This is a genomic window from Streptomyces sp. NPDC051310 (genome assembly GCF_044455245.1).
Classification (GTDB): domain Bacteria; phylum Actinomycetota; class Actinomycetes; order Streptomycetales; family Streptomycetaceae; genus Streptomyces.
Genome location: NZ_JBITEO010000001.1, coordinates 565,264 through 586,989 on the forward strand (window position 1 = coordinate 565,264; position 21,726 = coordinate 586,989).

Here is a 21,726-nt window from a genome sequence, read left to right on the forward strand (position 1 = left end):
ATGAGGAACCTCGGCGAGGGGGCGGCCCGCACCCCGGGCGGGCCGGCGGCCGGCGGACCGGCCGCGGACGCCACCGCCACCGCCACCGCCGGCACTTCCGGCGCACGGCACGCGGACACGGACGCCGCCGCTACCGCTTCCGGCGCACGGCACGCGGCCGCGGCCGCGGCCGACGGCGCGGGGCACGGCCCCCCGGGGGCGCGCGGGCGCGGACCGGGGCGCAGGGCTCACGGTGGTGTGCGAGCCGTCGGCCGGCGGGCCGCAGGCCGGCTGCGCGGCTGGGGCGGTGTCGCCGCGATGGCCGCCGCGTGCGGTCTGACCGCCGCGCTCACCCTGGTGCCGCTGTCGCGGGGCACCGGCCTCGGCTCCTCCGCGGTGTCCGGTGCGAGCGGGGCCCTGACGGCCCGGGCGGACACCTGCAAGGACCCGGAGGCCTCCCTGCGGCCGTCGCCGGCCGGCGGGCCCTCCATCGACGCCATCAAGGCGCGCGGCAAGCTCGTCGTCGGCGTCGACCAGAACAGCTACCGGTGGGGCTACCGCAACCCCGCCACCGGCACGCTGGAAGGCTTCGACATCGACCTCGCCCGCGCGATCGCCGCCGACATCCTGGGCAGCCGGGACGCGGTCATCTTCCGGGCGATCCCCACCAACCAGCGGATCGCCGCGCTGGAGAGCGAGAAGGTCGACCTCGTCGTCCGCACGATGACGATCAACTGCAAGCGCATCCAGCAGGTGGCCTTCTCCACCGCCTACTTCCAGGCCGGCCAGCAGGTCCTCGCTCCGAAGGACTCCCCGGTCACCGGCTACAACGCCACCCTGTCCGGCAAGCGGGTCTGCTCGGCGGAGGGCTCCACGGCCTACGAGGCACTGGCGAAGAAGTCGTACGGCGCCACGTTCCGGGACGAGGACGACGGCAGAGCGGACGACAAGGACCGGTACACCGTGCCCAACCAGCTGGACTGCCTGGTCCGGCTGCAGATGGGCGAGGTGGACGCGATCGTGACGGACAACGCCCTGGCGGCCGGGCAGGCCGCGCAGGACCCGGCCGTCGAGCTGAAGGGCCGGCCGTTCACCACCGAGTACTACGGCGTGGCCGCCAAGCTCGGCAAGGACGACCTGGTGCGGCGGGTCAACCAGGTGCTCGTCGAGTACCGCAAGGGCGCCTGGACGCAGGCGTACGAGAAGTGGCTGAGCGCCGACCTGCCCGGGATAGCCGGGCCCCCGGCACCGAAGTACCGGGCGAGCTGACCGACATGGGCACGAGGCGGAGAGGTGATCGATGGGCGTCACGGGACCCCCTGGTCCGGTGATGGACCGGGACGAGGTGGACCGTGCGCTGGCGCGGCTCGGGGCGGAGCACAAGGCGGTCGAGGACTCGCTGCTCGCCCTGCAGGACCACGCGGGCCGCAGGCTCCTCGAAGGCGCCGAGCTGACCGGCACGACCAAGGACCGCTGGGCCGACACCGAGCGGACGATCAGCCTGCTGTGGACGTACTTCGACGCGTACACCGCCGCCCTGGAGGAGGCGCGTGAGGTACGGGCGCGGCGGCGCTGGCCCGGCCGGGACGAGCTGGCCGAGCTGACGGAGCGGCTGCGCGGCGAGAGCGTGACGGTCTCCGGCACCACCACGCTCGCCGAGCGCTTCACGCTCGCGGGACTGCTCGACCGGATGAACGAGCTGTACGCGCGGTCGCTCGACATGGTGGTGACGGCGGACGCGGTGTGGTCCGCGCTGCCCGCGCGGATAGACCTCCTGGCGGCCGAGCTGAACCGCACCCGGTCGCTGGCCCACTCGGTGGGCGTACGGCCCGGCGAGCACCCGGCCGGTGACGACCTGGAGGCCATCACGCACGAGCTGACCGTGCTGCGGTCCCAGGTCGTGACGGACCCGCTGGCGTTCTGGCGGCCGGCCGCGGGCAGTTCGGCCCCCGGGGGCGGACGGCCGGACACCGACCGGTACGACCGGGCGGCCAGGGCGCTGGAGGACGTACGGCGGGAGATCGAGGCGGTGCTCCAGGTCCGGCAGGACTCGGAGGCGCGGCTGCTGCGGCTGCGGGACGTGCTGTCGCGCGCGGACCGCACGCTCGCGGAGGCGCGGGCGGCGCGGGGCGAGGTGCTGGCGAAGATCGCCGCCTCGGAGGTGCCGGCGGTCAGCGGCCCGCCGACGGCGCTGCAGGAGCGGCTGGCGACGGCCGCCGAGTACCGGCGCCACGCCCGGTGGCACCGGCTGTCGCCGCTGCTGGAGGCGCTGGAGCAGGAGGCCGAGGAGGAACTGCTGCGGGCGCGCGAGTCGTTGACGGCCGTCACCGCGCCGCTCGCGGTCCGCGCGGAGCTGCGCGGCCGGCTGGACGCGTACAAGGCCAAGGTCGCCCGGCACGGCATGGCGGAGGACCCGCTGCTGATCGAGCGGTACGACGCGGCGCGCCGGATGCTGTGGAGCGCGCCGTGCGACCTGCGGGCCGCCGAGCAGGCGGTCCTGCGCTACCAGCAGGCCGCCGCCGAAGTCCTGTCGGGGGCCGGTCCGGTGGACCGTAGGGGGAGCCAGTGAAGGCGTGTCAGCGGCCCGGCTGCGAGGGCTCGTACGAGGATGTGGGCGGCGGCCGGCTGTACTGCGACACCTGCGGGCTCGCGCCCGTGGTCTCCCCGTCGGGTTCCGCCCCGTCCGGGCGGGGCCGGGAGTCCGGGGACGGTTCGGTGTCGTCGCCGCCGACCGGCGTGGCAGCCGGTGGCAGGGGCTCCGGCAGCAGCTCCCGCTCGTCGTCCCGGTCGTCGCGGTCCTCCCGCTCGTCGCGGCGGTCGGTGTCGGGACGGCTGTCGCGTTCGCTGTCGGGCGGTGCGGAGTCGACCGGCCGGTCGGTGTCGGTGCGCAGCTCCGGCTCGTCCACGGGCGGGTCCGGGCGCAACAGGCTGGGTGCGGGACTGGTCTCGGTCCCGGCCGTGCCGCGCCCCGACCCGCGCTCGGTGGTGATGGAGAGCCCGGAGGTCCCGGAGCGCAAGCGGTTCTGCTCGCGGTCGGACTGCGGGGCGCCGGTGGGGCGGGCGCGCGGCGACCGGCCGGGGCGTACGGAGGGCTTCTGCACCAAGTGCGGTCACCCGTACTCGTTCGTACCGAAGCTGCGGGCCGGTGACGTCGTGCACGGGCAGTACGAGGTGGCGGGCTGCCTGGCCCACGGCGGTCTGGGCTGGATCTACCTGGCCGTGGACCGGGCGGTCTCCGACCGGTGGGTGGTGCTCAAGGGCCTGCTGGACACCGGTGACCAGGACGCGATGGCCGCGGCGATATCGGAGCGGCGGTTCCTCGCGGAGATCGAGCACTCCAACATCGTCCGCATCTACAACTTCGTGGAGCACCTGGACCAGCGCACGGGTTCGCTGGACGGGTACATCGTCATGGAGTACGTGGGCGGCAAGTCGCTCAAGGACATCGCCAACGAGCGGCGCGGCCCCGACGGCAGGCGGGACCCGCTGCCGGTGGAGCAGGCGTGCGCGTACGGCATCGAGGCGCTGGAGGCGCTGGGGCACCTGCACAGCCGGAACCTGCTGTACTGCGACTTCAAGGTCGACAACGCGATCCAGACCGAGGACCAGCTCAAGCTCATAGACATGGGCGCGGTGCGCCGGATGGACGACGGGGAGTCGGCCATCTACGGCACGGTCGGCTACCAGGCGCCGGAGGTCGCGGAGGCCGGCCCGTCGGTGGCGTCCGACCTGTACACGGTGGCGCGGACGCTGGCGGTGCTGACGTTCGACTTCCAGGGCTACACGAACGTGTTCGTGGACGCGCTGCCGGACCCGGACCACATCGAGGTGTTCCGGCGGTACGAGTCCTTCTACCGGCTGCTGGTGCGGGCGACCGACCCGGACCCGGCGCGCCGGTTCGCCTCCGCGCAGGAGATGGCGGAGCAGCTGACCGGTGTGCTGCGCGAGGTCGTCGCGCTCCAGACGGGCCGGCCGCGGCCCGCGCTGTCGACGCTGTTCGGCCCGGAGCTGCGGGTGACGGACACGGAGCTGTTCGCGGAACCGGACGGCGAGGTGTCGGCGCTGGGTGTACGGGAGGCGCCCCGCGGCCTGTTCGGCGGTCGCAAGCGGCCGGCGGCGCAGGCCGCGGCGCCGGCGCAGGTCCCGCCGCAGGCCGCGGCCCGGGCTGCGGTGCCGGCGCACATCCCGGCGCAGGCGGCCGCGGTGCCGGCGCAGTGGGCCGGGCCCGGGGCGGATCCTGGCGCGGGCCGTCCCGACGCGCCCCTGCTCGGCGCGCTGGACGTGCGGGCCACCGCGCTCGCGCTGCCCGTGCCGCACGTGGACCCCGGCGACCCGAACGCCGGTTTCCTGGCCGGTCTGATGGCCGCCGGGCCGGCCGAGCTGATCGCCGCCCTGCGCACCGCCCCCGCGACCTCGGTGGAACTGCGGTTGCGGGAGTTGCGGGCGCTGCTGGAGACGGACCGGCCGGACGCGGCACGCCGCGCCCTGGAGGAGCTGGAGGGCCGCCACCCGGACGACTGGCGGGTGGTCTGGTACCGCGGCGTCGCCTCGCTCGCGACGGGGGACGACGCGAACGCGGCGCTGTCCTTCGACGCGGTCTACGACGCGTTCCCCGGCGAGCCGGCGCCCAAGCTGGCGCTGGGCGTGTGCGCCGAGGTCCTGGGCCAGCTGGACAACGCCGCCGAGTACTACCGCCTGGTGTGGACGACCGACCCGAGCTACGTGAGCGCCGCGTTCGGCCTGGCCAGGGTGCAACTGGCCACGGGCGACCGCGTGGGGGCCGTACGGACCCTGGAATCCGTGCCGGAGGCGTCCATCCACTACACGGCGGCGCGTGTCGCGGCCGTACGGGCCCGTCTGCGCCGCCGGTCCCCCCGTGACGCGCTGCTCGGCGACCTGGCGGCGGCGGCCGAGCAGGTGTCCGCGCTGCGGCAGTTCGGGCTGGACGCGGTGCGCCGGGAGCGGTTGGCTACGGAGGTGCTGGGTACGGCGCTGGACTGGGTGCTCTCCGGGAGCCCCGGTGCCGGCCCCGCACCGACGTCGTTGCTGGGCAGCGAACTGGACGAGCGCGGGCTGCGCTTCGGACTGGAACGCTCGTACCGGGTGCTGGCCCGGCTCGCTCAGCGCGGCGAGGAAAGGATCGAGATGGTGGAGCGGGCGAACCGCTTCCGCCCCCGGACATGGGTGTGATTGATGTCGCAGATGCACCAGCTGTCCGCCTGCCCCGGCTGCGAGGAGCCGCTGGAGTCGGGTGACCTGTTCTGCGGGGCGTGCGGGTACGACCTGTCCGCCGTCCCGGAACCGCCCCAGGACGAGCCGACCATGGTGATGGGTTCACCGGTGGCGGGCACGGCCTGGCCGGCGGAGCCGCAGGAGGCCGGGCAGCCGCCGATACGGTTCGACGAACGCGTCCGGGACGACGCGGACTTCCCGCTGCCGGCCCCGGCGCCGCCCTCCGCGCCGCCCTCGGCACCGCCCGTCGCGGCGCAGCCGCCCGTGCCGCCGCCCGCCGCGCAGCCGCCCGTGCCCCCGCCGCCCACCGTGCCGCCGGTCGCGAGCGGGGCCCCGGAGGCGCCCGCACCGCCTGCCGCACCTGCCGCGCCCGCGCCGCCCGCCGCGCCCGATCCGCGGACCGTCGACCACGCCCACACCTCGCCCGCCGGCACCAAGGTGTGCGTCGCATGCCGCGCCGGGCACGTCGACCCCGACGGCTACTGCGAGAACTGCGGCCATGCTCAGCCGCGGGAGCGCGACCACATGGAGGAGGAGCTCGGGGCGGTGGCCGCCGTGAGCGACCGCGGGCTGCGCCACCACCGCAACGAGGACGCGTTCGCCGTGTCGTCGACGGCGCTGCCGGACGGCTCCCCCGCCGTCGTCGCGATCGTGTGCGACGGCGTGTCCTCCGCGACCCGCCCCGACGAGGCGTCGGCGGCCGCGGCGGCCGCCGCCAACGAGGCGTTGCTCCGGTCGCTGCCCCGCGGTACGCAGCCCCAGCAGGCGATGCACGACGCGATCGTCGCGGCCTCCGACGCGGTCAACGCCCTCGCGGAGAGCGACGGCGGGCCCGGTGGCATGGAGCACGACCCGCACCGCCACCGCAACGCCCCGGCGTGCACGCTGGTCGGCGCGGTCGTGGCCGGCGGCCTGCTCGTCGTGGGCTGGGTCGGGGACAGCCGCGCCTACTGGGTCCCCGATGACCGCACCGGCCCCCCGGCCCGGCTCACCGAGGACGACTCGTGGGCCGCCCAGATGGTGGCGGCGGGCCTGATGAACGAAGCGGAGGCCTACGCGGACGAGCGGGCGCACGCCATCACCGGCTGGCTGGGCGCGGACGCGTACGAACTGGAGCCGCACACCGCCGCCTTCAAGCCGGACCGGCCCGGAGTGGTCGTGGTCTGCACGGACGGGCTGTGGAACTACGCGGAGGCGGCGGAGGAGATGGCCCGGGCCGTGCCGCCGGACGCGGCTCGGCGCCCGCTGCACGGCGCGCAGGTCCTGGTCGGTCATGCGCTCGACGGCGGCGGCCACGACAACGTAACAGTGGCGGTACTGCCGTTCGCCGTGGCACCGCAAGGGGCAGGATCGGCCTGAATCGACCCGCCTGTCCCATCCGTCTGATGTCAGTGGTGGCCCAAGGAGCCGATGGAATGGCGAACTTCTCCAAGTCGAACGTGCCGCAGTTCTCGGTGGACGTCTACCAGAACGAGTACCTGCCGGAGGGCGGGCGTGAGGTGAACGCGATCGTCACGGTCACCTCGACCGGCGGCGGCACCAGCGGCGGCGTGCCGCTGGGCGGGGCGCCGGCGTCGCCCGCGTCCGTACCGGGAGGGCCCACGGCCGCGGCCGTGGTGGTGATGGTCGACTGCTCGGGGTCGATGGACTATCCGCCGACGAAGATGCGCAACGCGCGCGATGCCACGGCCGCCGCGATCGACACGCTGCGCGACGGGGTCGCCTTCGCGGTCGTCGCCGGTACGCATGTGGCGGACGAGGTGTATCCGGGCGGCGGTCGGCTGGCCACCGCCGACGCCCGGACCCGCGCGGAGGCCAAGCAGGCGCTGCGCAGACTGAGCGCCGGCGGCGGCACGGCCATCGGCACCTGGCTGAAACTGGCCGACCGGCTGCTCGGCTCGGCCGAGGTGCCGATCCGCCACGGCATCCTGCTGACGGACGGCCGCAACGAACACGAGTCGCCCGAGGACCTGCGCGCCGCTCTCGACGCCTGTGCCGGCCGCTTCACCTGCGACGCCCGCGGCGTGGGTACCGACTGGGAGGTCAAGGAGGTCACCGGCATCGCGTCGGCGCTGCTCGGCACGGCCGACATCGTCGCCGATCCGGCGGGCCTGGCCGCCGACTTCACGCGGATGATGGAGAACGCGATGGGCAAGGAGGTCGCGGACGTCAGCCTGCGGCTGTGGACGCCCGTCGGCACGGAGATCGTCTTCGTGAAGCAGGTGGCGCCGACCGTGGAGGACCTGACGGACCGGCGTACGGAGGCGGGGCCGCGCGCCGGGGACTACCCCACCGGCTCATGGGGGGACGAGTCCCGCGACTACCACGTATGCGTGCGCGTGCCGGAGGCCGGAATCGGACAGGAGATGCTGGCGGCCCGGGTCTCGCTGATCCTGCCGGACCCGGCGGGCGGCGCACCGCGGACCCTGTCGCAGGGGCTGGTACGGGCCGTGTGGACGGACGACATGGCGGCGTCGACGTCGATCAACCCGCAGGTGGCGCACTACACGGGACAGGCGGAACTGGCACAGGTCATCCAGCAGGGGTTGAATGCCCGCAAGTCTGGAGATTTCGACGGCGCGACGGCGAAACTCGGCCGTGCCGTACAGCTGGCGGCGGCCTCCGGCAACGCGGACACTGCGAAACTGCTTGCGAAGGTGGTGGACGTGGTCGATGCGGCGACGGGTACTGTGCGACTGAAGGCGAAGGTCGCGGAGGCGGACGAGATGACGCTCGAGACGCGCTCCACCAAGACGGTTCGCGTGAAGAAGTAGGTCACGATCTGCACGGCCTGCGGGCCGGATGAGGAGAGGGGGAAGCGCCGACATGCCGACCTGCCCGAACGGACACCAGTCGGGTTCCGACGACTGGTGCGAGGTCTGCGGCCACCGCATGTCCGGGGCGGGCGCACCTGCGGGTGCCGTTCCGCCGCCTCCCCCGCCCCCGCCGCCCGGCTACGGCTATCCGGGGCCGGGCGGACCCGGGCGCCCCGGGGGGCCCGCCGGTGACCCGAACGCCACCGCCCAGGCGGAGCTGTGCCCGCAGTGCCGTACTCCGCGCGAGCACATGGCCCCGTTCTGCGAGGAGTGCCGCTGGAACTTCCTCACCAACACGGCGACCTCGTACACGCCGGTCGCCCCGCCGCCGGGACCGGGCCGCTCCGGTGGTCCGGGCGGTCCTGGTGGACCCGGTGCTCCCGGTGGGCCCGGCAGCTTCGGCGGTCCGGGTGGTCCCGGCGGTCCGGCCGGTCCGGCCGGTCCCCAGGGGCCCGTCGCCCCGCCGCCGGGGCTCAACCTGCCGCCCGGCTTCCAGTCCCAGCAGCCTCCCCGGCCGCCGGACGCGTTCGAGTACCAGAGCTCCCGCCCGTCGCAGGTGAACCGCCCGGCCGAACCGCTCACGCCCGAGCCGCAGGGCCACCAGGGTCCGCCGCCGGCTCCGCAGGCGTTCCAGCCGGGTCCGCCGCCGCCCCCGCAGGCGTTCCGGCAGCCCGGCCCCCCGCCGCCCGCGCCGCAGCCGCCGGCACCGGGAACGGGGCCGCAGCCGACCGGTGGTGGCGACGACTGGATGCTGCCGCCGCCCTCGCAGACGCACTCCGCGCCTGCGCAGGCTCCGCAGCACCCCCAGCACCCGCAGTCACACCAGCCGCCTCAGCAGCGCCAGCCCGGCCCGCCGCCGCAGCACCATCAGCCCGGCCCGCCGCAGCAGCACCATCAGCAGCCGCAGGCGCCCGCGAGCTGGACGGCCACGGTCGGCCCCGACCGCGAGTACTTCATGGCGATGATGCAGCGCAGCGGCCCCGAGGCCGCGGGTCTCAACCTGCCCGCGTACTCGCCGGAGCAGCGGCTGACGCTGTCCGGCAACCAGATCACCATCGGCCGTCGCCGGCACTCCACGGGCGAGTCCCCCGACATCGACCTCTCGGTCCCGCCGGAGGACCCGGGCGTGTCGCACCAGCACGCGGTGCTGGTGCAGCAGCCGGACGGCTCCTGGGCCGTGGTCGACCAGAACTCGACCAACGGCACCACGCTCAACGGCGGCGAGGACCCGATCCAGCCCTACGTGCCGGTCCCCCTGAAGGACGGGGACCGGGTGCACGTCGGCGCCTGGACGACGATCACGGTCCGGCGCGGCTAGGGTCTTCCGTTCGGATCAGGCCGGCCGCGGGCCCGGCAGGATCCGGGCGAGAGGTCCTCGGGACCGGCCGGGCCGGTCATGACCGCTGCTCGTGAGGCGCAAGCGATCCGAGGGGCCAGAGGTAGGGCCCCTCGGGTTCGTCCAGCCACGCCCACTGCCGCTCGCCGCTGACCGTCACCCCGTAGCGCTCCCGTGCGGGCCGCTCCTCCCGCTGCCAGAGCGCGTACGCCTCCTGCGGCTCCAGGGTGCCCGCCGTCAGCGCCAGCAGGAAGCGGAAGAGGTCGTCCTCGGCCGCGCGCCGGGGCAGCCCGCCGGTGTGCACCGGCATCCGGCCGGCGCCCACCGCGCCGCGCAGCGGTACGAAGTACGCCGAGGTGTGCAGGAACCGTCCCTCGGCGTGCCCGGCGTCCCGTACCCGCAGCGCGATCACGCCGGTGGCCAGCGGCGTCAGGATGCGCGCTCCCGGACGGCATTGTTCGAGCCACGCGGGCGGTACGGACGGCACGGCGCAGGTCGCGATGATCCGGTCGAACGGTGCCCGCCGCGGGCAGCCCCGGGCCCCGTCGTTCGTCACCACGGTGGGGCGGCGGCCGGCCGCCGCGAGATGGGCGCGGGCGGCCTCGGTGATGTCCTCGTCCAGGTCGACGGTGGTCACCCGCTCGTCGCCCAGCCGGTGCGCGAGCAGCGCCGCGTTGTAACCCGTGCCGGCCCCGATCTCCAGGACGCGGTCCCCGTCCCGGACGTCCAGGGCCTCCAGCATGGAGGCCATCAGCGAGGGCTGGCTGGCCGACGAGACCAGGTCCCCGTTGCGCACCCGGGTGGCGAGCGGCCGGTCCTCGTACGCCCCCGCCAGCCAGCGCTCGCGCCGGGCGGGGTCGGGGTCCTCCCGCCACAGGCGCTCGTAGCCGCCCATGACCCCGACGTAGTAGTACGGCACGAACAGGTGCCGGGGCACCTCCTCGAACGCCGCCCGCCAGGCCGGGTCCGTCAGCTCCCCGGCCGCGACGATCCCGCGGACCATCGCGCGGCGCGCCACGGCGGCCCGTGCGGCGAACGGGTCCTCTCGCTCTGTCCCCATGCCTCCACTGTGCTGCGCACGGGTCGCGCACGCGAGGACGCCCGGCCGGGGTCAGGCGGAGGCGGAGGGGGCGGGGGTCCTAGGGCCCGGGTCCTCGGCCGGTCGGTCTGAGACCATGGACGGGTGAATGAGATTCCGCAGGGCACGCTTCAGGAGCAGACCTTCTACGAGCAGGTCGGCGGCGAGGAGACCTTCCGGCGCCTCGTCCGCCGTTTCTACGAGGGTGTCGCCGATGACCCGCTGCTGCGGCCGATGTACCCGGAGGGGGACCTGGGCCCGGCCGAGGAGCGGCTCGCGCTCTTCCTGATGCAGTACTGGGGCGGCCCGCGCACCTACAGCGACCACCGCGGCCACCCCCGGCTGCGGATGCGCCACGCCCCCTTCACCGTCGACAAGGCGGCGCACGACGCATGGCTGAAGCACATGCGCGTCGCCGTCGACGAGCTGGGGCTGTCGGAGGAGCACGAGCGGCAGCTGTGGAACTACCTCACGTACGCGGCGGCGTCGATGGTGAACACCGCGGACTGACCCCTCCCGGCGTGCACGGGGGTGCCGCTCACCACGGGGGTGCTCACCGCCTGGGGGCTCACCACTGGAAGGTGCCGCTCACCGCTGGAAGGTTCGCTCACCGCTGGTGCGGGACGGCGGTCACGCTCAGCCCGCCCAGTCCGCCCCCGGTGCGTACGGCGACGGAGCCGTAGGGGGTGCGCAGCCGCAGCCAGGAGCCGGTGCCGAGCAGGGCCACCGGCACCCCGGGGGCCGGCAGGAAGCCCAGCGACTGGGCGGCGTGGACGGCCCGCAGCGGCAGGCCGGTCGGGCCGATGGTGCGCGACCATATCTCGCGGCCGATGCGGTCGCGCTCCGCGCGGGTGCGGCGCTCGGCGGGCAACTCCTCGTCCCGCGCCCGGAATTCGGCGATCGCCGCGGCGACCGCGCCGCGCAGCTCGGCGGCGTCCGGCAGGCCGGGCACCTCCTGCCAGCCGCCGCGCGGGGGCAGGACACCGGTCCAGGGCGGTCCGGTGACGGCCGCGGGGATCATCGCCTTGCCCGCCGACTCCTCGATGCCCTCCAGGAGCTGACCGGCCGAGACGGTGATGTCCAGCGGGGCCTCGTCCACGAGCGTGGCCGTGCGGATGGCCAGCACCTCGAAGGACGGGGGCCGGCCGAACACGGCCAGGGCGCCGCCGCCCGCCTGGAGGCGGACGACGGCGGCCCGGTCGTAGTGGATCAGCCGGGCCAGGAAGGCGGCGAGGTCGGCCGCCTCCCTGGCGTCGGCGAAGTGGAGGGGCGCGGTCATGCGACCGCTGCCTCCCCCTGCGCCTCGGGGGCGTGCATGCCGTCGTCCACGTACTCCTCCAGGAACGACCGCTCCTCCGCGGTGATGCGGCGCGGGCGCTGCGCTTCGAGGTCGAACGGCACGACGACCGTCGAGGCCCGTACGTACACCTGGTCGTGGTCCTTGATCTCGTACGCGATCGTCAGGGACGCCGCGCCGATCTTGGTGACCCACGACTCGACGGTGACCGGCTCGTGCCGGTGGACCAGCGGCCGTACGTAGTCGATCTCGTGCCGGGCGACGACGGAGCCGCCCGAGAACGACGGTGAGCCGTTGCCCGGCGCCAGCCGGAACATGAAGTCGATGCGGGCCTCCTCCAGGTAGCGGAGGAAGACCACGTTGTTGACGTGCCCGAAGGCGTCCATGTCCGACCAGCGCAACGGGCACCGGTAGATGTGACGAGCCACTGCGCTGCCTCAGCCCCGGGTGAGCTTCTTGTGGGTGGCGCGGTGCGGACGGGCCGCGTCCGGGCCGAGCCGCTCGATCTTGTTCTTCTCGTACGACTCGAAGTTGCCCTCGAACCAGAACCACTTGGAGTCGCCCTCGTACGCCAGGATGTGCGTGGCGACCCGGTCGAGGAACCAGCGGTCGTGGGAGACGACCACGGCCGCACCGGGGAACTCCAGCAGGGCGTTCTCCAGCGACGACAGGGTCTCGACGTCGAGGTCGTTGGTCGGCTCGTCGAGGAGCAGCAGGTTGCCGCCCTGCTTGAGGGTGAGCGCCAGGTTGAGGCGGTTGCGCTCACCGCCGGACAGGACACCGGCGGGCTTCTGCTGGTCCGGGCCCTTGAAGCCGAAGGCGCTCACGTACGCGCGGGACGGCATCTCGACCTGGCCGACGTTGATGTAGTCGAGCTCGTCGGAGACGACGGCCCACAGCGTCTTCTTCGGGTCGATGTTGGCGCGGCTCTGGTCGACGTAGGAGATCTTGACCGTGTCGCCGACCTTGATCGAGCCGGTGTCCGGCTGCTCCAGGCCCTGGATCATCTTGAACAGCGTGGTCTTGCCGGCGCCGTTCGGGCCGATGACGCCGACGATGCCGTTGCGCGGGAGGCTGAAGCTGAGGTCGTCGATGAGGACCTTCTCGCCGAACGCCTTGCTGAGGTTCTCGACCTCCACGACGACGCTGCCCAGACGCGGGCCCGGCGGGATCTGGATCTCCTCGAAGTCCAGCTTCCGGGTCTTCTCGGCCTCCGCGGCCATCTCCTCGTACCGGGCGAGACGGGCCTTGGACTTGGCCTGGCGTCCCTTGGCGTTGGAGCGGACCCACTCCAGCTCTTCCTTGAGCCGCTTGGCGCGCTTGGCGTCCTTCTGGCCCTCGACCTTGAGACGGGCCTGCTTGGTCTCCAGGTACTTGGAGTAGTTGCCCTCGTAGGGGTAGGCGCGGCCGCGGTCGAGCTCGAGGATCCACTCGGCGACGTTGTCGAGGAAGTACCGGTCGTGGGTGATGGCGACGACGGTGCCGGCGTACTTGGCGAGGTGCTGCTCCAGCCACTGCACGGACTCGGCGTCCAGGTGGTTGGTGGGCTCGTCGAGCAGCAGCAGGTCGGGGGCCTCCAGCAGCAGCTTGCAGAGCGCGACGCGGCGCTTCTCGCCACCGGAGAGGTTGGTGACCGGCCAGTCCCCGGGCGGGCAGCCGAGCGCGTCCATGGCCTGCTCGAGCTGGGCGTCGAGGTCCCACGCGTTGGCGTGGTCCAGGTCCTCCTGGAGCTTGCCCATCTCCTCCATCAGCTCGTCGGTGTAGTTCGTGGCCATCTCCTCGGCGATGGCGTTGAACCGGTCGAGCTTGCCCTTGATCTCGGAGACGCCCTCCTGGACGTTCTCCAGGACGGTCTTGTCCTCGTTCAGCGGCGGCTCCTGCAGGAGGATGCCGACGGTGTAGCCGGGCGAGAGGAACGCGTCGCCGTTGGAGGGCTGCTCCAGACCGGCCATGATCTTGAGCACGGTGGACTTACCGGCGCCGTTCGGGCCGACCACACCGATCTTCGCACCGGGCAGGAAGCTCAGCGTCACGTCATCGAGAATGACCTTGTCGCCGTGCGCCTTGCGCGTCTTGCGCATCGTGTAGATGTACTCAGCCAAGAGAAACCGTCCGGCAATCCGAGAGTGGGCAGATACACCCCATCTTGCCTGACGTCCATCCCTCGATGGAAACCAGTAGGGGCGCGTACGTGGGGGCTGATGCGCCAGTGGCCCCGGTCCGCGTGTCCGTGCACGCCCCGGGGCCACCGCCGTCACGAACGGAGGGTCACCGTCCGGTCACTCGACGGACTCCCCGTCCGATCCCGCCGTCCCGGCCGGGGCGTCCTTCTTCCTGCGGAGGAAGAAGACCGCCGCGCCGCCGATCAGGACGAACGCGATGGCGGTTCCGGCGATCATCGGCGTGGCGTTGGACGCGCCGGTCTCGGCGAGGTCGAGGCCGGCGCCGGCGGTGACGCCGCCGGACAGGGGGCTGGGCTGGGAGGCGGGCTGCCCGGTCATGGTGGCGGTGCTGCCGGTGGTCCGGCAGTCCAGGAGGCCCTTGAACGTCCTGGTGAAACCGGCGGGCCCGGTGACCTCGAGGTGGTACGCCTGGTCCTCGGCGACGGGGACCGTCACCGTCCGGGACTCGCCCGCCGGGACGGTGTGCTGGGCACCCATGAGCTCGAAGGTGAACGCGGCGTCACCCTTGTTGGTGGCCGTGATGTCCACGCCGCCCTCGGCGCAGTTCTTCCTCGCGGACAGCGCCGGTACGGCGCCCGTCGTGGCCCAGGTGGCGGTGGCCACCGCCGAGACGGTGGAGTCGCTGGACCCGGCCAGGATCTGCGTCTGGCTCCTGGTGACGCCCGCGAAGGCGCGGCCGACCGGTACGGAGGTGGTGGCCTGCACGCTCAGTGCGGCGGTGCCGTCGGCGGCTCCTGCGGGCACGTCGAACCAGAGCCTGCTGCCGTTGACGGCCGCGTCGACGGGCTTGCCGGCCGCGTCGGTGATCCTGATGCCGCTGGCGGCGGCGTCGGCGGGCGGGTTCACCGTCACCCGGCCGGCGCCGGTGCGCACGGTGACCGGCCCGAGCCGGGTGCCGGCGGGGCCGGAGACCGCGCCGGGCTCCAGGCTCAGCGAAGCCCTGGGCTCGGCGACGCTGCCGGCCTCCTCCTCCAGCCAGTCGGCGAGCTTCTCGGCGGCCGGGTCGAGCGCCTCGACCTCGGCGCCGTCCGAGTACCGCCAGATCGCCACCTGGGTGCCGGCGGCCGCCGTCTCCGGCGTGAGCGGGCCGGTGCCGGCTTCCTCGGCGAGGCCCACGAGGTCGTCGACCTGCGGGTAGGAGTGCTGGAGGATCCACCGGATCCGGCCGGCGTCCTTGTTGCTCCCGAGCGAGGTCTGGTCCCAGGAGGTCTCCAGGTACCTGGCCTTCTCCTGGGTGGGGTTGTGCAGGTCGACGCAGTACGTCTTGAGGGTGCCGCCGCCGTCGACGGTCATCTCGAACAGGCCGGCGGGGAGCTGCTGTTCCTGGTTGCCGACGTGGAGGACGGCCTGGTGGAAGGTGGTCAGTCCGTTGAGGGTGGCGGCGGCACCGCCCTGGTGCTGGGGCGCCTCGTCGGCGGCGGCCGGCGTCGCACCGCCGAGGGCGCCTGCCGTGATCAGCCCGGAGGCGACGGCCGCGGCGGCGAGACGGGTGGCGCGACCGAACCGCCTCCGTACAGAAAACGCAGCAAACACAGAATTCCCCTCTGGGCGAGGTGTTGTCGCGTGGGACGCGTGGGGGGAGTGCCTCGCCAGCCGACTCAAGTGCCCCGTGAGTACCCGGGAATCCTAAAGAGGCGGCCCAGCACAGTCCCCTGTCATACCGTCAGATAACCATTCCGACTCAGAATCGTTATCGCGCGCGCTTGCACGGACGGCCGGCGGGCCCGTCACCCCACGAACTCCGCCGCGCCCTCCGCACCGTGCCGCATTTCACCATGCGCGGCGGGCTCTTGATCGCCGGCCGGCTTCGGCTCGGCCCTCACCGGCCGTCTGAACGCCGAGGTCCCGCGCGTCAGATCGTGTCCCGCCGCCACCGCGTCGATGTCCACGAACGTCCTGCGCTGCCCCTCCCAGTCCTCCTCGCGGACCTTCAGCCGGCCGTGCACGACCAGCGGATCGCCGACCGCGACCGACGCGGCGAGGTTCGCCCCGAGCGTGCGCCACGCGCAGACCGTGTAGAAGCTGGTGGGCCCGTCGACCCAGCCCGCCCGCTCCCGGTCCCACCGGCGCGCCCGCGCCGCGAACCGGAACTTGGCCACTCCCCCGGCCGCCGTGTCCCGGTAGTCCACGCTGGTCGCCACATTGCCCACGACGGTCACCATGGTCTCGTTCACCGTGTCCACCCCTTCCGTCCGCCGGACCCGCGCCGGCCGTCGACGGATCCCATGCTGACCGCCCCGCCGAATTCCCGCGGATGGGTGTGGACAAGTCAGCTCATGTGCACAACTCGGTCACCCACATGGGGTAACGGGCCGCGTTCCACCGCGCCCGCGCCGCGACCGCCGCACCCCGACCGGCCCCGATCGGCCCCGACCGCCGCACCCCGACCGGCCCCGACCGGCGCGCCCCGCAGCTCATCCCACCCGCCGCCCCGCCTCCACCGTCGCGTACTGCTCGCGGACCTCGCGATAGCGCATGAGCTCGGCCGCGATCGGGTCGAGGACCATCGCCCGGCCGCACCCCGCCGCCGCCTCCCGCAGCCGGCGCTCCGTCTCCTGCCCGTACCGGCGCGCGGGCCCCCGGGCGGCCGCCGCGCACGCCCACTCCACCAGCGGGCCGCCGACGACACCCGCCAGCATGATCAGCGCGGGGACCATGAGGCCCGGTTCCAGCACGCCGACGATCTGGCCCGCCAGCCACAGGCCGCCGTAGAACTGGAGCAGCGTCATGGCCGCCTGGGCCAGCACCGCGGCCGGCCACCATGCGGGGCGCGGCGGGCGCCCGTCCTTGCCCGTCCGCCCCTCCTTGCCCGCGCGCGTGTCCGCGCCCGTGCGCCCGTCCCGGTCCTCCCGCACCGGGCGCCCGTCCTCCCCGTGCCCCCTCCCCCTGCCCGAGCGGCCCTTCCACCCGCGCCGGCCCTGCTTGCCCGGCCGGCCTTCCCCGCCCGGCTGCGCCTCCTCGCCGGGCCGCGTCTCCCTGCCCGGCCGGCCGACCGTCACGGCCAGCTCGTCCAGGGCTTCGGGGAGCCCCTGCGCCCCCCGTACCGCCGCCTCGCGCACCGCCTGGGCCCAGGGCGCCGGCAGTCCGCGTGCCGCCTCGTCCGCGACCACCCGCACCGCCTGCTCGACGCGCTGGCGGGCGGTGAGCTCGTCCTCCATGGGCACCTCGGCCTGCGGCTCCGCGCCGGCTCCGGGCGTCCGCAGGCGTTCGTACCACCGCCACAGCCGCAGCCACGGCGTGCCGCACGCCCGTCCCGCGTTGCGCCGCCACTCGCGCTCCGCGGCCTCGCCCGCCGCCCGGGCGCCGACGGCGACCGCGAGCCGCGCCCCGAAATCCTCGCGGGACCGCTCGTCGAGCCCGGTCCGGCTGTGCGCCACGTACACGGGGCGCAGCCGCCGTGCCGTCGCGTCCACGTCCGCCGACAGCCTCCGCTGGGCGGCGTTGCGCTGCTGGACGAACGCCCCCAGCATCTCGCGCAGTTCGCCGACGCCCTCCCCGGTGAGCGCGGACAGGGCCATGACCGTGGCGCCGGGTTCGCCGTGTTCGCCGAGGGCCATGCCGTCCTCGTCCAGCAGCCGCCGCAGGTCGTCGAGGACCTGGTCGGCGGCCTCGCCCGGCAGCCGGTCCACCTGGTTGAGGACCACGAACGTCACCTCCGCGTGCCCGGCCAGTGGCCGCAGGTATCGCTCGTGGAGCGCGGCGTCGGCGTACTTCTCCGGGTCGACCACCCAGATCACCGCGTCCACCAGAGCCAGCAGCCGGTCCACCTGCTCGCGGTGGGCGGTGACCGCCGAATCGTGGTCGGGCAGGTCCACCAGGACCAGGCCCTGCAGCGCCTCGTCCCCGACCCCTCCGGCCAGGGGCCTGCGGCGCAGCCGCCCCGGGATGGCGAGCCGGTCCAGCAGCCCGCCGGCGCCCTCGGACCAGGCGCACGCGATGGGCGCGGAGGTGGTGGGCCGGCGCAGTCCCGTCTCGGAGACCGGCACCCCCGCGAGGGCGTTGATCAGGGTCGACTTGCCGCTGCCGGTCGCGCCGGCGATGGCGACCACCGTGTGCCGGGAGGACAGCCGCTGCCGGGCGGCCGCCTCCTCCAGGACGCGCCCCGCCTCGGCGAGCGTCGCGCCGTCGAGCCGGGTCGCCGAGAGCCCGACGAGCTTGCGCAGGGCGTCGAGGCGGCCGCGCAGGGCGGTCGCGTAGGGGCCGGCCGGCATCTGCGGTTCCTCGGGGGCGGGCTCCTCGTTCGCCGCCTCCTCCTGTACGCGGCGGGCGATGAGCCCGTCGTCCCAGTGTTCGTCCACGGCACTCACCGCAGTCACCTCTCCCTCTGCAGTACGGACAGCGCAGCGATCAGCTCGGCCTGCGGCTCGGGCGTGATGTCGAGCCGGTCGAGCGGCGCGAGGCGCCGGTCCCTCTCTTCGTGCAGGACGCGGTCGATGTACGTCTCCACCAGTTCACCGCCCCGGTCACGCAGCCTCAGGGCGCTCTGTGCGCCGAGGAGTTCGGCGAGCCGCTCCCCGGCGTTGCGGGTGCGGCGCCCGCCGAGCAGCGCGGCCGCCAGGAGGGCGGCCACGGTGTCGGCGTCCGGTGCGGCGTTGCGCTCCATGCGCCGCACCTCGTCCTCGGCGAGCTCCTCCAGGACGCGCCGCCAGCGCCGTACGGCCATGCCGATGCGCTCGGCCGACTCGGCGTCGGGTGGCGCCTGCCCGCCGCCGAGCGCCCTGGACGCCGGTTCGCGTCCCCACGCTTCCTGTACGTGTTCGTCGGCGGCGGCGACGGCGCACTGGAACAGCGCGCCGAGCGACTCGGTGAGCGAGTCGAGCAGTTCGGTGGCCGAGCAGTCGCGCGGGTAGCCGCGCCAGCGGGTGCGGGCGTCGCCGGCCAGGACGGCGCCGCGCCGCAGCTCCCGGCGTACCCGCTCGGCCTCCTTCTCGTACGCCGCGTCGACGGCTCCGGAGAGGCGTACGGCGGCGGCGTACTGGGCCGCGACGGCTCCGGCGAGCTCGGGCATGCGCACCCGCAGCGAGTCGATGACGCCCTGGGCGGTGCGCCCGACGGCCTGCCGGCGGGCGGCGGGCTCCTGGGCGTGGTGGTTCAGCCAGGCGCGCAGGGCGGCCACGGCGCTCTCCGGCAGCAGTCCGCTGCCGCCGCCGGCCGACTCGGGCAGTTCGGGGATGGTGAAGCGCGGTAGGTCGCCCAGCCCGGCCCGTACGAGCAGCGCCTCGTACTGTCGCGACACCTCGCCGATGACCTGGTGCGGCACCCGGTCGAGGACGGTGACCAGGGAGACGTCGTACTCCTTGGCGGTGCGCAGCAGGTGCCAGGGCACGGCGTCGGCGTACCGGGAGGCGGTGGTGACCATGACCCATACGTCGGCGGCGCAGAGCAGCTCGGCGGCGAGCTCGCGGCTCTCCACGACGAGGGAGTCGATGTCGGGCGCGTCGAGCAGCGCGAGCCCGCGCGGCAGGCTGTGCGCGGTCTCGACCCGCAGCGCCTTGCCGCCCGCGGGCTCCGGTTGCCCTTCCTCGGGCCCCCAGACGCGCGCCAGCTGGGGCAGTACCCGCATGCCGGCGAACCAGTGGTGGTCCTCGGGGTGGCAGACGAGGACGGGCGTCCGGGTGGTGGGCCGCAGGACGCCGGCCTCACTGACGCGTCGCCCGACCAGGGAATTGACGAGGGTGGACTTGCCCGCACCGGTGGAGCCCCCGACCACGGCCAGCAGGGGCGCTTCGGGTTCCTTCAGCCGTGGCACCAGGTAGTCGTCGAGCTGCGCGAGCAGCTCGGCACGCGTCTGCCGCGCCCTGGGTGCCCCTGGAAGGGGGAGGGGGAGACGCACGGCGGCGACACGGTCGCGCAGGGCGGAGAGTGCGTCGATGAGCTGAGGCCGTACGTCCAAGGTCACCACATGCGAAGAATGCCCAATTTCGGCATCGTTTTGAAGCGTATGGGGGTCTCTGCGCGCCGATCAAGCACAATCCGGGGCGGGGGACACAGGGGACGAGTGGGACGCAGGCATAACGAGTGCACAACACCCGGGGCGTGTGGCGCGAAAAGCGCTGCGAGAATCGCACCTGCCTGCGATTATCGGTTCGCTTCACCGAACCTCCACATCGTGCCACGCAGGTGAAGCGACCGGGTCAAGGCGATCGGAGCCCTATCCTTGTCCCCGGCAAGGTCACGGACAACCCACCAGGGGCTCCAGGCCACAAGGCCACCACCGGCCCCCGTAGCTCAGTGGATAGAGCAGGCGCCTTCTAAGCGCTTGGCCGCAGGTTCGAGTCCTGCCGGGGGCGCGCACATCGCCTCACCAGCGGAAACGCGGGTGAGGCTCTTTTGTGCCGTACCGCACATCGCCGTGACGCCAAGCGCTTCGCGGTGCCCGCGATCGTGGGCACACCACCTTTCGGTCATGAAGCGCTGCACAGCGCCGCGCCTCGACCGGCGCCAGCATGCAGGCCGGGCCGCCCGAGCCGGAACAGTGCGACCAAGTCGGACTGCCGCGCCGGCGGGCGGCGGACGGCCACACCGGCGACCGTGACGTGCAGGTGCGTTCGGTGCAGTACCCGCGGGTGAACGCCGGGCCCTCCCCCGTCGATGGTGGGGGAGGGCCCGGGCGGCGGCATGGGGGCAGGCGGTCAGGGCGTGGTGCGGGCCGTCGGGCGGGGTGCCGGGGTGGCCGAGCGGGTGGCCGTGGCCAGGAGGCGGAGTGCCGCCTCCGACGGGGTTCCCGGCTCCGCGCTGTAGGCGAGCACGCGCTGGCCCGAGGGGTCCGACAGCTGCATGCTCTCGAAACCGAGCTCCATGGGGCCCACCAGCGGGTGGTGGAAGCGCTTGGCGCCCGAGGTGCAGTTGCGCACGGGGTGGCGGGACCACAGGGCGGCGAATTCCGTGCTCTTCATGGCGAGTTGGCCGATCAGCTCGGCGAGGTGGCGGTCGTCCGGGTGGCGGCCGGCCGTCAGGCGCAGGGCGGCGAGCGCCGTCCGCGCCTCCTCCTCCCACTCCGTGTACAGCTCGCGGGTGTGCGCGTCGAGGAAGAGCATGCGCGTCAGGTTCGGGCGCTGCGCGGGGCTGTCCGGGCTCTCGGGGTCGATGTGGCCGGCGAGCAGGGCGTGTCCCAGCGGGTTCCAGGCCAGCACGTCGTTGCGCCGGTCCAGGACGACGGCCGGCACGTCGGCCATCGCGTTGATGAGGTTGCGCAGGTTGGCGCGGGCGTGTTCGGGGCGCGCGGCCTGCGGGCGGCGGGGCCGGGAGGGGCGGGCCAGGTCCCGCAGGTGGGCGCACTCGTCCTCGCTCAGCCGCAGCGCCCGGGCGATGGCGTCCAGGACCGCCTCGGAGGCGTTGGTGCTCTGCCCCTGTTCGAGCCGCGTGTAGTGGGTGACGCTGACACCGGCGAGCAGGGCCAGCTCCTCGCGGCGCAGGCCCGGCACCCGCCTGCGGGTGCCGTGCGGCGGCAGGCCGACGTCCTCGGGCCGCAGCCTGGCCCGCCGGCTGCGCAGGAAGTCTCCGAGCTCCGATTGAGTACCCATGCCGTCCAGTGTCCCCGGCGGGCGGCCCGGGTGCGAGCGCTCAGCCTGGTCCTGTCATGGGTAGTCTCCGGGCTCGTGGCCTTCCGGCGCCTAGCCAGAACAGAGGTCTGGGCACCCTCCGGCCGTGGCGCCAAGGTTCCTTCGTACCCCCGTTGCGGAGCGATACGAAGCGAATGGAGCCCGAAGACCATGTCCGTTGTTGATGGTGTGCAGTCGGTGAGTGAGGGGACGTCGGGTCCGCCTCGGATGACGGGCCGGCAGCGGCTGGTCCTGGTGGTGTTG

16 protein-coding genes and 1 tRNA gene are annotated in these 21,726 nt (G+C 74.0%); 8 read left to right on the forward strand and 9 right to left on the reverse strand.

The window, feature by feature from the left end:
* The 6 genes from ACIA79_RS02485 to ACIA79_RS02510 are packed head-to-tail and all read left to right on the forward strand — an operon-like array spanning position 1 to position 9,345.
* A complete protein-coding gene (locus ACIA79_RS02485; protein ID WP_399426218.1) occupies positions 1 to 1,248 on the forward strand; it encodes a glutamate ABC transporter substrate-binding protein in 1,248 nt (415 codons plus the stop codon).
* A gap of 31 nt (positions 1,249 to 1,279) precedes the next feature.
* Entirely contained in the window at positions 1,280 to 2,548 is a 1,269-nt protein-coding gene (locus tag ACIA79_RS02490) for a hypothetical protein (RefSeq protein ID WP_399426220.1), read from the forward strand.
* Positions 2,545 to 5,169 (forward strand): tetratricopeptide repeat protein, encoded by a 2,625-nt coding sequence (locus ACIA79_RS02495; RefSeq protein ID WP_399426222.1) that lies wholly within the window; start codon positions 2,545 to 2,547, stop codon positions 5,167 to 5,169. The genes ACIA79_RS02490 and ACIA79_RS02495 overlap by 4 nt, the downstream gene beginning before the upstream one ends.
* Before the next feature lie 3 nt (positions 5,170 to 5,172).
* Complete coding sequence (locus ACIA79_RS02500) at positions 5,173 to 6,570, forward strand: PP2C family protein-serine/threonine phosphatase (RefSeq protein ID WP_399426224.1); 1,398 nt, start codon at positions 5,173 to 5,175, stop codon at positions 6,568 to 6,570.
* A gap of 56 nt (positions 6,571 to 6,626) precedes the next feature.
* The gene (locus ACIA79_RS02505; RefSeq protein ID WP_399426226.1) at positions 6,627 to 7,985 is read left to right on the forward strand and encodes a VWA domain-containing protein; all 1,359 of its coding nucleotides are present in this window, start codon (positions 6,627 to 6,629) and stop codon (positions 7,983 to 7,985) included.
* A gap of 52 nt (positions 7,986 to 8,037) precedes the next feature.
* A complete protein-coding gene (locus ACIA79_RS02510) occupies positions 8,038 to 9,345 on the forward strand; it encodes an FHA domain-containing protein (RefSeq protein ID WP_399426228.1) in 1,308 nt (435 codons plus the stop codon).
* Positions 9,346 to 9,421: 76 nt separating this feature from the next.
* Here the strand turns inward: ACIA79_RS02510 and ACIA79_RS02515 are convergent, their stop codons facing one another.
* Entirely contained in the window at positions 9,422 to 10,423 is a 1,002-nt protein-coding gene (locus ACIA79_RS02515) for a methyltransferase domain-containing protein (protein ID WP_399426230.1), read from the reverse strand.
* A 123-nt stretch (positions 10,424 to 10,546) separates the two neighbouring features.
* Here ACIA79_RS02515 and ACIA79_RS02520 point away from each other — a divergent pair, with 123 nt between their 5' ends.
* The gene (locus ACIA79_RS02520; RefSeq protein ID WP_399426232.1) at positions 10,547 to 10,951 is read left to right on the forward strand and encodes a globin; all 405 of its coding nucleotides are present in this window, start codon (positions 10,547 to 10,549) and stop codon (positions 10,949 to 10,951) included.
* 97 nt (positions 10,952 to 11,048) lie between these two features.
* On the opposite strand, the gene ACIA79_RS02525 is transcribed toward ACIA79_RS02520, so the two are convergent.
* From ACIA79_RS02525 to ACIA79_RS02555, 7 genes are all read right to left on the reverse strand, one after another.
* Positions 11,049 to 11,720 (reverse strand): hypothetical protein, encoded by a 672-nt coding sequence (locus ACIA79_RS02525; protein WP_399426234.1) that lies wholly within the window; start codon positions 11,718 to 11,720, stop codon positions 11,049 to 11,051.
* Positions 11,717 to 12,166, reverse strand: a complete 450-nt coding sequence (locus ACIA79_RS02530) for an acyl-CoA thioesterase (RefSeq protein WP_399426236.1) — start codon at positions 12,164 to 12,166, stop codon at positions 11,717 to 11,719. Before ACIA79_RS02530 ends, ACIA79_RS02525 begins: the two co-directional genes overlap by 4 nt.
* 9 nt (positions 12,167 to 12,175) lie before the next feature.
* Entirely contained in the window at positions 12,176 to 13,840 is a 1,665-nt protein-coding gene (ettA, locus tag ACIA79_RS02535; protein WP_399426237.1) for an energy-dependent translational throttle protein EttA, read from the reverse strand.
* 177 nt (positions 13,841 to 14,017) lie between these two features.
* On the reverse strand, positions 14,018 to 15,454 hold the full coding sequence (locus ACIA79_RS02540) for a Cys-Gln thioester bond-forming surface protein (RefSeq protein WP_399426239.1): 1,437 nt from the start codon (positions 15,452 to 15,454) through the stop codon (positions 14,018 to 14,020).
* Between the two features lie 194 nt (positions 15,455 to 15,648).
* Entirely contained in the window at positions 15,649 to 16,095 is a 447-nt protein-coding gene (locus tag ACIA79_RS02545; protein ID WP_399426241.1) for a single-stranded DNA-binding protein, read from the reverse strand.
* A 240-nt stretch (positions 16,096 to 16,335) separates the two neighbouring features.
* Entirely contained in the window at positions 16,336 to 18,228 is a 1,893-nt protein-coding gene (locus ACIA79_RS02550) for a GTPase (RefSeq protein WP_399426243.1), read from the reverse strand.
* A gap of 5 nt (positions 18,229 to 18,233) precedes the next feature.
* Positions 18,234 to 19,814: a dynamin family protein gene (locus tag ACIA79_RS02555; protein ID WP_399426278.1), complete on the reverse strand. Its 1,581-nt coding sequence runs from the start codon at positions 19,812 to 19,814 to the stop codon at positions 18,234 to 18,236.
* A 324-nt stretch (positions 19,815 to 20,138) separates the two neighbouring features.
* Between ACIA79_RS02555 and ACIA79_RS02560 the strand changes: the two genes are divergently transcribed.
* A tRNA-Arg gene (locus ACIA79_RS02560) sits at positions 20,139 to 20,211 on the forward strand.
* 342 nt (positions 20,212 to 20,553) lie between these two features.
* Here ACIA79_RS02560 and ACIA79_RS02565 read toward each other — a convergent pair.
* On the reverse strand, positions 20,554 to 21,444 hold the full coding sequence (locus tag ACIA79_RS02565; RefSeq protein ID WP_399426245.1) for a helix-turn-helix domain-containing protein: 891 nt from the start codon (positions 21,442 to 21,444) through the stop codon (positions 20,554 to 20,556).
* Positions 21,445 to 21,726 lie beyond the last annotated feature (282 nt).

Coding starts and splice junctions, on each gene's coding strand:
- ACIA79_RS02515 (WP_399426230.1), bottom strand. CDS start 10,423: ATGGGGACAGAGCGAGAGGACCCGTTCGCCGCACGGGCCGCCGTGGCG.
- ACIA79_RS02490 (WP_399426220.1), top strand. CDS start 1,280: ATGGGCGTCACGGGACCCCCTGGTCCGGTGATGGACCGGGACGAGGTG.
- ACIA79_RS02500 (WP_399426224.1), top strand. CDS start 5,173: ATGTCGCAGATGCACCAGCTGTCCGCCTGCCCCGGCTGCGAGGAGCCG.
- ACIA79_RS02525 (WP_399426234.1), bottom strand. CDS start 11,720: ATGACCGCGCCCCTCCACTTCGCCGACGCCAGGGAGGCGGCCGACCTC.
- ACIA79_RS02485 (WP_399426218.1), top strand. CDS start 1: ATGAGGAACCTCGGCGAGGGGGCGGCCCGCACCCCGGGCGGGCCGGCG.
- ACIA79_RS02505 (WP_399426226.1), top strand. CDS start 6,627: ATGGCGAACTTCTCCAAGTCGAACGTGCCGCAGTTCTCGGTGGACGTC.
- ACIA79_RS02510 (WP_399426228.1), top strand. CDS start 8,038: ATGCCGACCTGCCCGAACGGACACCAGTCGGGTTCCGACGACTGGTGC.
- ACIA79_RS02565 (WP_399426245.1), bottom strand. CDS start 21,444: ATGGGTACTCAATCGGAGCTCGGAGACTTCCTGCGCAGCCGGCGGGCC.